The sequence below is a fragment of the Algibacter sp. AS12 genome (assembly GCF_046736315.1).
GTDB classification, from domain to species: Bacteria; Bacteroidota; Bacteroidia; order Flavobacteriales; family Flavobacteriaceae; genus Algibacter_B; species Algibacter_B amylolyticus.
In genome coordinates this window covers 88,876-102,520 of record NZ_CP151841.1, presented here as the reverse complement: position 1 = coordinate 102,520, position 13,645 = coordinate 88,876, and the positions used below count along the sequence as shown (strand labels likewise).

Here is a 13,645-nt window from a genome sequence, read left to right as displayed (position 1 = left end):
CTTTTGTTATAGTTCTAAATTTATACTGTTCTTTAAGAGTAAGTGTTACTCATTCAAAATCTTCAAATTATACCAATTAAAATTAAAAAGTTAGTTTCTTCAGGTTTTGTAATTTTTCTTTCTATAGTGCTAATTGTAGTTAAAAGCCGTTAAGCAATTCCGATAAAAGTGTGTTTTATCCTTTGCTATGCACTGTTTTTATTGGTTTTATGAAATAATTTCCAAATGATAAATATTTAAAAGTGTAAAAGTAACACTTGTAAAAAATAAAATGCTATATTTGTTAAAATATACATTGAGAAATGAAAAAATATGTCATCGGTTTAGATTATGGATCCGATTCTGTTAGAGCTGTATTAATTGATACAGATAATGGGGTTGAGGTAGCCTCAGATGTACATTGGTATGAGCGTTGGAAGAATAATTCCTATTGTAACGCCAGTTTAAATCAGTTTAGACAGCATCCCTTAGATCATATAGAAGGTTTAGAAAAGACCATTAAATCGGTGGTAAAGGAAGGTAAGATTGATGCCAACTTAATAAAAGGTATTTGTATTGATACTACAGGGTCGTCGCCAATCCCTGTAGATGAAAATGGAACGCCGCTAGCATTAACTAAAGGGTTTGAAGAAAATCCTAATGCAATGATGGTGCTTTGGAAAGATCATACTGCCATTAAAGAAGCTAATGAAATTAATCATTTAGCAGAAAATTGGGGAGGTACAAATTTCACAAAATACGAAGGTGGTATTTATTCATCCGAATGGTATTGGGCAAAAATATTACACGTTATTCGCGAAGATGAGGCAGTTAAAAATGCAGCCCATTCCTGGATGGAACATTGCGACTTAATGACTTTTTTACTTATTGAAAATAAAGATTTAAAAGCATTTAAAAGAAGTCGATGCGCTGCAGGACATAAAGCCATGTGGCATGCAGACTGGAATGGTTTACCTCCAGAAACGTTTTTAAACCAGTTAGATCCTTATTTAGGTGAATTAAGAGCAAACTTGTTTTCTGAAACCTTCACATCAAACGAGGTAGCAGGAACCTTAAGTAAAGAATGGGCAGAAAAATTGGGACTAACTACCAATACTGTAATAGCAGTTGGCACTTTTGATGCACATGCAGGTGCCGTTGGTGCTAAAATTGAAGAGCACGCTTTAGTGAGAGTTATGGGAACATCAACCTGCGATATTATGGTGTCTTCTCACGAAAATATAGGTAGTAAAGCTGTTCGAGGTATTTGCGGTCAAGTAGATGGCTCGGTAATACCGGGCTTGGTAGGCTTAGAAGCAGGACAATCTGCATTTGGCGATCTACTAGCGTGGTTTAAAAATGTTTTGTCATGGCCAATTGATAACTTGGTGTTAAACTCAGCTATTCTAGATGAGAGTCAAAAAAACAAACTAAAAGAGGAGATTGAATCTAATTTTATAAAAGTATTAAGCAAGCAGGCGGAACATATTCCTTTGTCAGAAAGTATTCCAACAGCTCTAGATTGGATAAATGGTAGAAGAACGCCAGACACAAATCAAGAGTTAAAAGCAGCGTTATCCAATTTGTCTTTAGGTACAAAAGCACCGCACATTTTTAAGGCATTAGTAAATGCTATTTGTTTTGGTGCTAAAAAAATTGTTGAACGATTTGAGGAAGAAGGCGTTGCTATTAATACTGTTATAGGCATTGGTGGTGTGGCTAGAAAATCGCCATTTATTATGCAAACGCTAGCTAATGTTCTTGATAAACCAATAAAAATTGCAGCTTCAGATCAAACACCTGCTCTTGGTGCAGCCATATATGCTGCTGTTTCGGCCGGTATATATCCAACAGTGCTTGAAGCAAGCCAAAAAATGGGAAGCGATTTTGAGGCTACTTATTATCCTGAAAAGGACAAAGTAACAACATATAATAATTTGATGGAATCCTACAATGAACTGAGTTCTTTTGTTGAAACGATCACAAATGATAAATAAATGAGTACCAATTACAACGCATTAAAGCAAGAATGTTACGAGGCTAATATAGAGCTAAACGCACTAGGTTTAGTTATTTATACATTTGGTAATGTAAGTGCTGTTGATAGAGATAAAGGTGTTTTTGCTATTAAACCAAGTGGTGTACCTTATGAGGAATTAAGGCCAGAAGATATTGTTATTTTAGATTTTGATAATAACGTTATTGAAGGAAAGTTACGTCCATCTTCAGATACAAAAACACATGCCTATCTATATAAAAACTGGGATGAAATTGGAGGTGTAGCACACACACACGCCATGTATTCTGTGGCCTGGGCTCAAGCACAACAAGATATTCCAATTTTTGGAACAACGCATGCCGATCATTTAACTTCAGATATTCCTTGTGCGCCACCAATGAGTGATGCCTTAATTCAAGGAAATTATGAGCACAATACAGGTATTCAGATATTAGATTGTTTTAAAGATAAAGGACTTTCTTATAAAGAAACCGAAATGATTTTAATTGGAAATCATGGTCCCTTTGCCTGGGGTAAAAATGCAGCAAAAGCGGTTTATAATAGTAAAGTTTTAGAAACTGTAGCGCAAATGGCAACCTTAACCTTACAAATAAACCCAAGCGCATTAAGATTAAAAGATTCATTAATAAAAAAACATTACGAGCGTAAGCATGGAAAAGATGCGTATTACGGACAGTAAAATAGATAGAACAGTTATGATAGATATTTCACAAAAACAAATATGGTTTGTTACGGGAAGTCAGGATTTATATGGTGATGAGACCTTAAGACAAGTAGCAGAAAATTCACAAAAAATTGTAGAAGGTTTTAATGAATCTGCGCTATTACCAATAAAAATTATTTGGAAGCCAACTGTAAAATCGCCAGATGAAATTACAAATATCTGTCAGGAGGCTAATGCCGAAAAAAAGTGCGTAGGTATAATTACCTGGATGCATACGTTTTCGCCTGCTAAGATGTGGATAAAAGGCTTAACAATTCTTAATAAACCGCTATGCCATTTGCATACACAGTTTAATGCAGAAATTCCTTGGGAGTCTATTAATATGGATTTTATGAACCTGAATCAATCTGCACATGGCGATAGAGAATTTGGTTTTATGATGAGCAGAATGCGAAAAAAACGCAAAGTGGTTGTAGGGCATTGGCAAAGTGAAAATGTTCAGAAAAAATTGGGAATATGGTCTAGAGTGGCATTAGGTTGGGATGAATTACAACATTTAAAAGTGGCTAGAATTGGCGATAATATGCGTGAAGTTGCGGTGACCGAAGGCGATAAAGTAGCGGCGCAAATGCGATTTGGCTTTTCTGTAAATGGTTTCGATTCTTCAGATGTGGTTAAGCATATTAACAAAGTTTCAGATAATGATATCGAGACATTATTAGCCGTTTACGAGGAAAGTTACAATTTAGCCCCATCACTTCTTAAAGGAGGAGATCAAAGAGATTCTTTAATTGACGCAGCCAAAATAGAATTAGGATTACGTGCATTTTTAGACGAAGGCGGATTTAAAGCCTTTACAGATACTTTTGAAAACTTAGGCGAATTAAAGCAACTACCAGGTATTGCGGTACAACGTTTAATGGCCGATGGTTATGGCTTTGGAGGTGAAGGCGACTGGAAAACAGCTGCCATGGTAAGAGCTTTAAAAGTTATGAATGTTGGTTTAGAAGGAGGAGTTTCTTTTATGGAAGACTACACGTACCATTTCACACCAAAAAAATCGTATGTTCTGGGGTCTCACATGTTGGAAATCTGCCCTAATATAGCAGAAGGTAAACCATCATGCGAAGTACATCCTTTAGGTATTGGAGGTAAAGAAGCACCAATTAGATTAGTGTTTAATACAACTCCAGGCGATGCAATAAATGTATCTTTAGTAGATATGGGGAACAGATTTAGGTTAATTGTAAATGAAGTTGAAGCTGTAAAACCTATGGCCGATTTACCAAATTTACCTGTAGCTAGAGTATTATGGGATGCAAAACCAAGTTTAGAAATTGCTGCAAACACATGGATTTTAGCCGGTGGAGCACATCATACGGTGTATTGTCAATCTGTTAACACAGAGTACATGGAAGATCTTGCAGATATAGCGGGGATAGAATTACTTGTTATTGATGAGAGAACTACTATAAGAGATTTTAAAGATAAAATTAACGCCAACGAGGCTTACTATCATATGTTTCAACAAGGATTATAATTGAAATATTAAAGGAGTCTGTGGGTGTTTATTTATTCGGTTTTATTGTTTTTTTTTAGAAATTTCAGTTGAATAATTAATACGGATCGCTTTAAAATGAAGGACTTATACTATAAAATTAATTTTATCATATTATGAAGAATCATCTTTTTTTATCTTATATATTTATTGTTTGTTTCGGTTGTATTATTTTAACGTCTTGTGAAACGAAAAAGCCAGCTATCCCACGAGATTTAGCAAAGCAACAGGTTATTCCAAAACCTATTTCTGTCACTGCTACAGGAAGCTCTTTCGAGATAGAAAGCAACACTTTAATTCAATATCAAACTGAAGAATTACAACCTATAGCTACCTATTTAGCAAAATTGTTACGTTCTGCTTCCGGATTTGAAATCCCAGTTATTATCGAAGATTCTGAAAAATCTTTAAATACTATATCTTTAAAATTAACAGATAGTATTTCTACTAATGAAGGTTATGAAATTGAAACTAAAGAAAGCGGTATTATAGTTAAAGCGAGTATGCCTGCCGGAATATTTTATGGTGTACAAACCTTACGTCAATTATTGCCTGCAAGTATTGAGGCAGCAACCAAAACTACCGATACACTTTTAGTTGCCACAGGAACTATTAAGGATAACCCGTCTTACGGGTATCGTGGTGCTATGTTGGATGTATCTCGTCATTTCTTTGGTGTAGAGGATGTAAAACGCTACATCGATTTAATTTCCGTTTATAAAATGAATCGTTTGCATTTGCATTTATCAGACGATCAAGGTTGGCGTATAGAAATTAAATCGTGGCCAAAACTAACAGAAATTGGAGGAAGCTCAGAAGTTGGTGGTGGCGAAAGCGGTTTCTTTACGCAAGAGCAATATAAAGATATTGTAAACTATGCTCAAAGCAGGTTTATTACCATTATTCCAGAAATTGATATGCCAGGTCATACCAATGCTGCATTAGCATCTTACCCCGAATTAAACTGTAACGGTAAGGCTCCAGAGTTGTATCATGGTACTAAAGTTGGTTTTAGTAGCTTATGTATAGATAAAGAACTTACCTATAAATTTATTGATGATGTTATAAGAGAGTTGGCAGCATTAACTCCAGGCGAATACATTCATATTGGTGGAGACGAATCGCATGCAACAACCATGAAAGACTATATCCATTTCATGAATAAAACCCAAAAAATTGTAGAGAAGCACGGTAAAAAAGTAATTGGTTGGGATGAGATTGCGCATACGGATTTGTTACCAACTTCGGTGGTGCAATATTGGTCTAGAAAAGGTGAAAACGCATTAAAAGGTGTTGAAAAAGGAGCAAAAATATTAATGTCGCCTGCTAAAAAGACTTATGTGGATATGAAATATGATTCTATTTCTAGAATAGGGTTAAACTGGGTAGGATATACCGAGGTGGATAAAGCGTATAACTGGGATTTAGAAACGTATGAAAGTGGTATTTCTAAAGACGATATTATTGGTATTGAAGCACCATTATGGACAGAAACGGTTGAGACTATGGATGATATTGAATACTTAGCTTTCCCTAGAATAATAGGGATTGCCGAAATAGGCTGGACACCAACCGCATTAAGAAATTGGGAGGAATATAAAGTAAGATTAGGAAACCATAAAGATAGATTGGATGCTCTAAAAATTGATTTTTACCCATCTAAAATAGTGCCTTGGAAGTCTGATACTACTCAAAAAACAAACGAAACAATTAACGAATAATATAATTAAACATAAAAAGACCTAACGCTTAAATTTCGATTCGCCCTTAATAGCTATTCATGATTAACTTAAAAAAATACATACCATTATTGTTGCTTGTTTGTTTTGCAAGTTTGTCTTTCGGTCAAGATAATAAATACTTTAATTCTAAGTTTTTTGTGCATGAATCGGATACGCTTAATTATCGCATATTAATGCCAAAGCATTTTGATGCGTCTAAACAATATCCGGTTGTACTATTTCTTCATGGAGCAGGCGAAAGAGGAAACGATAACGTAGCACAATTAACGCACGGTAGTGCCTTATTTACATCAAAAAAAAGTAGACGTCATTTTCAATCCATTGTTATTTTTCCGCAATGTCCAAAAAATGACTATTGGGCAAATGTGCAAATCGATAGGTCATCAAAACCCATAAAAATTGATTTTCCTTTAAATTCTGAGCCAACAAAACCAATGGCATTAGTTTTAAAATTAATGGAAGATATGGTGGCTAAACCTTTTGTAAATAAAAATAAAATATACGTTGGCGGTTTATCTATGGGTGGTATGGGAACTTTTGAAATCTTGTATCGCAAACCAGAGTTATTCGCTGCGGCAATTGCTATTTGTGGTGCTGGAAATCCAGAAACGGCTAAGGCCTATGCTAAAAGTACACCGCTTTGGGTATTTCATGGCGCACAAGATAATGTTGTAGATGCACAACAATCTGTTAGAATGGTAAGCGGGATTTTAAAATATGGTGGGAATCCAAACTTTACATTATACGCTAAAGATAATCATAACAGTTGGGATTCTGCTTTTGCCGAAGCAGAGCTTTTAACCTGGCTATTTTCAAATACAAAAAATTAAGAACATGAACAGACTAATTAAGCCTACTATAATTACTGCGTTAATACTAGTTGGCTTTAGTTGTAATACAACTAAAAGCACTTCTAAAAATAATCATCCTACCGTAGTAGAGTCTCCTTTTGATGCTAAAATAGATTCATTAATGAGTTTAATGACATTGAAAGAAAAAATTGGACAAACAGTAATGTACAGTGGCGATTTAACGGTTACTGGGCCAGTTGTAAGTAACAACAATCAAAAGTATGTTAAAGAAGGTGCTGTTGGCGCTATGCTTAATGTGTTTTCGGCAAAAGCAACTAGAGATTTACAAAAATTAGCAGTCGAAGAAACCCGTTTAGGTATTCCGTTATTGTTTGGCTACGATGTTATTCATGGCTATAAAACTATTTTTCCTATTAATTTAGGATTAGCAGCAAGTTGGGATTTAGAAGATATTAAAAAAGGCTCACGAATTGCAGCACAAGAAGCCTCGGCAGTTGGTATTCACTGGACGTTTGCACCAATGGTAGATATTAGTAGAGATCCACGTTGGGGAAGAATTTCTGAAAGTGCTGGCGAAGACGTGTATCTAGCTAGTAAAATTGGTAAAGCGTATGTTCAGGGTTTTCAGGGTGACGATCTATCTAAACATAACACCATTCTAGCCTGCGCAAAACACTTTGTCGGTTATGGAGCGGCTCAAGCAGGTCGCGATTATCATACCGTAAATATGGGGCAAGATGAACTTTGGAACGTCTATTTTCCGCCGTTTAAAGCTACAGTTGATGCTGGTGTAGAAACATTTATGACGGCCTTTAACGAACTTAACGGTATTCCTGCAACTGGTAACAAATACATTTTTAGAGATGTTTTAAGAGATGAGTGGGACTTTAAAGGCTTTGTAGTTACCGATTATTTTGCAACCAATGAAATGGTAGTTCATGGGTATGCTAAAGACAGAAAAGAGGCTACAAAATTAGCTATTGAAGCTGGTGTAGATCAAGATATGATGAGTAATGCTAACCACTTATACTTAGAAGAATTAGTAAATGAAGGAAAGGTGGATGTAGAACTTATAAACGATGCTTGTCGAAGAATTTTACTAACCAAGTATAAGCTAGGTTTATTTGATGATCCTTATAGATATAGTGATGAGCAGCGCGAAAAGGAAGTTATTTACGAACCTGAGTTTTTAGAAGCCGCACGCAAGTCGGCAGCTATGGCATCGGTATTGCTAAAAAACGATAATAAATCACTTCCATTAGATAAAAATCAAACCATTGCACTTATAGGTCCATTAGCAAAAGATAAAGAAAACATTATTGGGAATTGGGCGGCAGAAGGCGATAGAAACGGAAAAGCTATTAGTGTACATCAAGGTGTGCAGGAGTATTTAGGCGATTCTAAAATTATTTTCGCAAAAGGCTGTGAGATTGAAGGTAAAGATGAAAGTGGTTTTAGTGAGGCTATAAATGCGGCTAAAAGAGCAGATAAAGTAGTAATGGTATTAGGTGAAGATTATGATATGAGTGGTGAAGCTGCCTCTAGAACCAATATAAAATTACCTGGCAGTCAAACCCAATTAATAAAAGCTATTAGAGAAGCGGTTCCTAACAAAAAAATAATTCTTGTTTTAATGAATGGCCGTCCATTAGATTTATCTGAAGAAGATATTTTAGCAGATGCTATCTTAGAAACATGGTTTCCAGGAACTAGTGGTGGTTATGGTGTAGCCGATGTATTATTTGGAGCCTATAACCCTTCAGCTAAATTACCTGTAACGTTTCCTAGAAATGTAGGTCAAGTGCCTATTTATTATAATATGAAACGTGCCGGACGCCCTATGAATCCTAATAATCCTAAAGAAGATTACACCTCTAATTATTTAGATTCGCCAAACAGTCCGCTCTATGCATTTGGTCACGGATTAAGTTATACAACGTATCAATATTCCGATATCACATTATCATCTAAAACTATTGGGTTTTCTGATACATTATCTGTTTCAGCAACCATAACAAACATGGGAGATTATGATGGTCATGAAATTGTTCAACTATATATACACGATAAAGTAGGAAGCCTTACACGCCCTGTAAAAGAACTTAAAGGTTTCAGAAAAGTCTTTATAAAGAAAGGCGAAAGTAAAACCGTAAATTTTGATTTAACCGTTGAAGATTTAAAGTATTACACCGCCGATATGAGCTTTAATGTAGAGCCTGGTGAATTTCAAATAGCCATAAAAGGATCTTCAGATTTCGATTTTAAACACACATTTACATTAGAGTAATTCATAAAACTAAACGACTTTCAAAAAAACACACTTAACCTCAAATAAAAATAAAGACTATGTCAAATTCACAAAACAATTCAACTAAAAACAGCACTTTGGTTCCTATAATTATTATAGCCGGCCTTTTCTTTATTTTTGGATTTGTAACATGGATTAATGGAGCGCTTATTCCTTTTATGAAAACCATAAATGAGCTTACAGATGCTCAATCTTATTTGGTGGCATCGGCATCATATATATCGTTTGTGGTAATGGCATTACCTGCGTCGTATATCTTAAATAAAATTGGATATAGAAAAGGCATGTCTTTAGGCTTAATCATTATGGGTATTGGCGCCTTAGTTTTTATTCCTGCGGCCGAAGCAAGAACATATTGGGTATTTTTATTAGGTATTTTTATTCAAGGTGTGGGTATGACTTTATTACAAACCGCATCAAATCCATACATTACCATTTTAGGACCAATAGAAAGTGGAGCAAAGCGTATTGCTATAATGGGTATTGCCAACAAAACAGCAGGAGCATTAGGTTCATTAATTTTTGGAGCCTTATTATTGTCAGGTATAGATAAAGTAAAAGAACAACTAGGAACAGCAACAGCCGAAGAAAAAGGAGTTTTACTGGATACTATGGCCGATAGTGTTTTTATGCCTTACTTAATAATGGCAATAGTATTATTTGTTTTAGGGGTGTTAATTAGAAAAGCACCGCTACCAGATGTGGAGGCTGAAGAACCAGAAGTAACCGCATCGGGTAAAAGTACTAAAACTAACATTTTTCAATTTCCCCACTTGTGGTTAGGGGTTTTAGCTTTATTTGTGTACGTTGGAGCAGAAGTTATTGCGGGAGATACTATTATCTCTTACGGAATTTCACTAGGGTTTACAGGTGAAGAAGCAAAATACTTTACAACTTACACGCTAATGGCAATGGTAGCAACCTATGCCTTAGGTGTGTTTTTAATACCTAAATACGTTAAACAAAAAACAGCTTTAATTACTAGTGCTGTTTTGGGGATTATTTTTAGTCTCTGTATATTAAATACAACAGGTTTTATTTCCATAATGTTTGTGGCAGCCCTTGGTATAGCCAACGCATTAGTATGGCCTGCTATTTGGCCGTTAACTTTAGAAGGCTTAGGCAAGTTTACTAAAACGGCTTCCGCATTACTTATTATGGCTATTTCTGGTGGAGCCATTATACCACCTTTATACGGTAGAATTGTAGATGCCAATACCCACGAATTAATGGCAGAAGGTGTGCAAAATTCCGACGCCATATCAACAGCAGCAACCAGTAGCTATTGGATTCTTATTCCTTGTTATGCTATCATTCTGTTTTTTGCGGTTTGGGGACATAAATTTAAAAGTTGGAGTAAAAGCTAAAATAAAAAATTAAAGCAGTAGTAACTATAAAGAAAAAAACATGTTAAAAAGTAATATAGACAAAGCAACAGGTTTCGAAAAACGATTTGAAAATATAGGCACTTTAGTTTATGAAAGCTCAACAGAGGCTTCAAAAGCAGTTGCTAAAGAAATTGCGGCTTTAATACGCGTAAAACAAACTCAAAAGCAACCTTGTATTTTAGGTTTAGCCACAGGATCTTCTCCAAAAGGGTTATATGCTGAATTGGTGCGTTTACATAAAGAGGAGGGTTTAAGTTTTAAAAATGTAATATCATTCAATTTAGATGAATATTACCCAATGGAACCAGACTCTGTAAACAGTTATGTTCGTTTTATGAAAGAACAATTGTTTAATCATGTCGATATTTTACCAGAAAATTTTCATGTGCCAGATGGTTTATTATCTAAAAAAGATATAGCCAATTATTGCGATGCTTACGAAGCAAAAATAGAAGCTTTAGGAGGTATCGATTTACAGGTTTTAGGTATTGGTGGTAACGGACATATTGGTTTTAACGAATCTGGATCTCTACAAAATTCTAAAACACGTTTAGTAGCTCTAGATCATATTACTAGAGTAGCAGCAAGTGGCGATTTTTCAGGATTAGAAAACACACCAAGAACAGCAATTACTTTAGGTGTTAAAAAAATAATGGAAGCTAAAAGAGTTATTCTTTTGGCATGGGGAGAAAGAAAGTCTAATATCATTAAAGTTTCAACAGAAGGTGAAGTAACTAGCCAAGTGCCAGCATCTTATTTGCAAGAGCACAATAATGCAACTTTTATTTTAGATCAGGCAGCAGCTTCAAAACTTACTAGAATAAACAAACCATGGTTAGTTGAAAAAATTGAGTGGACTGATAAACTCATTAGAAAAGCGGTTTTAAATTTAGCTTTAGATTTAAAGAAGCCTATTTTAATGCTTACCGATGCCGATTATATTGAAAGCGGTATGAGTGATTTATTAGCAGATTCAGGGCCGGCTTACGATATTAATATTAAAATATTTAACAGACTACAAAATACTATTACGGGTTGGCCAGGTGGTAAACCAAATGCAGACGATAGTAAACGACCAGAACGTGCAGAGCCTGCTAAAAAACGTGTTTTAATTTTTAGTCCACACCCAGATGACGATATCATTAGTATGGGAGGCACTTTTAAAAGATTGCATGAGCAAGGTCACGAAGTACATGTAGGCTATCAAACATCGGGAAATATTGCTGTAGCAGATGATGAGGCGTTGCGTTTTGCAAGTTTTGTTTGCGATTTCAATGATAAATTTGGAATTACAAACACAGAAGCAGAATCTATTTATAAAAAAGCAGCTCAATTTTTAAAGAATAAAAAATCCAGTGAAATTGATACGCCAGAAGTTAGATATATTAAAGGATTAATTAGAAAAGGTGAAGCAAGAGCGACATGCCATTTTATTGGTATTCCAGATGAACAAATACATTTTATGGAATTGCCTTTCTATGAAACTGGCGCTATAAAGAAAAATCCAATTGGTATAGGTGATGTAAAGATAACAGTCGATTTAATTGATAAAATTAAGCCACATCAAATATTCGCAGCGGGCGATTTAGCCGATCCACACGGCACTCATAAAGTATGTTTAGACACTATTTTTGCCGCTGTAAGAGAGTTAAAGCCTAAAAAGTATATGAAAGATTGTTGGGTTTGGTTATATAGAGGTGCATGGCAAGAATGGGGTATCGATGAAATAGAAATGGCAGTGCCAATGGGACCAGACCAAGTTTTAGAAAAACGAAAAGGAATTTTTAAACATCAATCGCAAAAAGATGGTGTTGTATTTCAAGGCACAGATAGTAGAGAGTTTTGGCAACGTGCAGAAGATAGAAACAAAGAAACAGCCGATTTATATGATGACCTAGGTTTATCACATTATGCAGCTATGGAGGCTTTTGTAAGATGGCATTATTAATTCGTTAAACGTGATTTAAAATGAATTCATTAGAAAGCAAATTGGAAAAAAATATAGAAATTTTTAGCGAACATGTATATCTCTTTAAACACAAAGAAGTGGTTGAGATTAACACGAAAGCTACTTATAATAAATTTATTAATTGGGTTTTGGGTGAGTTTGATTTATACATAAAAAATGAATCAGAATTTCTAAAAGTATATTTTCCAAATGGCAGGTTTAGCATTAAAAATTTTAAGAACGAAAATAACAAAGAGGTTATAGAAATAAAGGTTGAAGGGAAGTCTGAAAAGGCTTGCAAAGATGTTGTGAAGCAACTTAATAGTGTTTTTAATCATGTGCTTCGTTTTAGCCAACTTTATGAAATTAAGGCTTAGAATGAGTTAATAAGATTTGATTTCTTAAATCAGAATTATAAGAAGTAAATTTAATATGAAAAAAACAGTATTAACATTAGCATTACTGCTGTTTTTTGCATTCTTATTTGCCCAAAAACCTTATAAAGGAGGCGAGGTTTTTTCGAAAGAAAAAGTGTTATACGGGAAATTTGAAATGCGTATGAAAATGATAGAAGGTAGTGGTATGCTATCTACTTTTTATACCATTGAACATAATTCTGTTGAAAAGGATTATTGGGCAGAAATTGATATTGAAGTATTGGGTAAAAATAATGCTCAAATAATGTCCACAAATGTATTTACTAATGGTTTAAATGGTGATTTAAATCATAGCGCACAAGAAGTAAACCTAGAATATTCATTAGCCGATAATTTTCATATTTATACTTTAGAGTGGACACCAAATTATATTGCTTGGTTTATTGATGGTGTAGAATACAGAAGGAAAACTGGCAATGTGGTAAAACACATGAATGTCCCACAAAGCTATAGGTTTAATGCATGGATATCTTCCACGCCAGAATGGGTAGGCATTATTAACGAAAAGGCTATGCCTGCTTATCAATATGTGGATTGGCTAGAATATTACAGTTTCAACAAATCTACGCAAGAGTTTACTAAGCAATGGCGTGATGATTTTTATTGGTTTAACCCAATACGTTGGACAAAAGGCTATTGGACTTTTGATGGTAATGCGGTTGATTTTAGAGCTGAAAACGTGTATACAGAAAACGGAAATTTAGTTTTATCCATAACCAATCGAGAACAGTCATTAAGCATATTTGAGTGATCCCTTTAAAAAAAAACACTAATACTTGATTTTTAAAA

General features: G+C 34.8%; 10 protein-coding genes. All 10 read left to right on the top strand.

From position 1 onward, the window contains the following. Positions 1-302: 302 nt before the first annotated feature. The 10 genes from AAFN75_RS00410 (at position 303) to AAFN75_RS00365 (ending at position 13,607) form a co-directional block, all read left to right on the top strand. Complete coding sequence (locus tag AAFN75_RS00410) at positions 303-1,976, top strand: ribulokinase (protein ID WP_411807744.1); 1,674 nt, start codon at positions 303-305, stop codon at positions 1,974-1,976. Then, positions 1,977-2,678, top strand: coding sequence for an L-ribulose-5-phosphate 4-epimerase (locus tag AAFN75_RS00405; RefSeq protein ID WP_411807743.1), 702 nt, complete (start codon positions 1,977-1,979; stop codon positions 2,676-2,678). Between the two features lie 16 nt (positions 2,679-2,694). Then, positions 2,695-4,203: an L-arabinose isomerase gene (araA, locus tag AAFN75_RS00400; RefSeq protein WP_411809300.1), complete on the top strand. Its 1,509-nt coding sequence runs from the start codon at positions 2,695-2,697 to the stop codon at positions 4,201-4,203. Positions 4,204-4,337: 134 nt separating this feature from the next. Beyond that, on the top strand, positions 4,338-5,942 hold the full coding sequence (locus tag AAFN75_RS00395) for a beta-N-acetylhexosaminidase (protein WP_411807742.1): 1,605 nt from the start codon (positions 4,338-4,340) through the stop codon (positions 5,940-5,942). Positions 5,943-6,001: 59 nt separating this feature from the next. Continuing rightward, on the top strand, positions 6,002-6,793 hold the full coding sequence (locus tag AAFN75_RS00390) for a prolyl oligopeptidase family serine peptidase (RefSeq protein WP_411807741.1): 792 nt from the start codon (positions 6,002-6,004) through the stop codon (positions 6,791-6,793). A gap of 4 nt (positions 6,794-6,797) precedes the next feature. Continuing rightward, positions 6,798-9,062, top strand: coding sequence for a glycoside hydrolase family 3 N-terminal domain-containing protein (locus AAFN75_RS00385; protein ID WP_411807740.1), 2,265 nt, complete (start codon positions 6,798-6,800; stop codon positions 9,060-9,062). 59 nt (positions 9,063-9,121) lie between these two features. After that, positions 9,122-10,450 (top strand): sugar MFS transporter, encoded by a 1,329-nt coding sequence (locus AAFN75_RS00380; RefSeq protein ID WP_411807739.1) that lies wholly within the window; start codon positions 9,122-9,124, stop codon positions 10,448-10,450. Between the two features lie 40 nt (positions 10,451-10,490). Continuing rightward, a complete protein-coding gene (nagB, locus tag AAFN75_RS00375) occupies positions 10,491-12,419 on the top strand; it encodes a glucosamine-6-phosphate deaminase (RefSeq protein ID WP_411807738.1) in 1,929 nt (642 codons plus the stop codon). A gap of 20 nt (positions 12,420-12,439) precedes the next feature. Beyond that, the gene (locus AAFN75_RS00370) at positions 12,440-12,796 is read left to right on the top strand and encodes a hypothetical protein (protein ID WP_411807737.1); all 357 of its coding nucleotides are present in this window, start codon (positions 12,440-12,442) and stop codon (positions 12,794-12,796) included. A 55-nt stretch (positions 12,797-12,851) separates the two neighbouring features. Further along, positions 12,852-13,607, top strand: a complete 756-nt coding sequence (locus AAFN75_RS00365) for a family 16 glycosylhydrolase (RefSeq protein WP_411807736.1) — start codon at positions 12,852-12,854, stop codon at positions 13,605-13,607. The last annotated feature ends 38 nt before the right edge of the window (positions 13,608-13,645 follow it).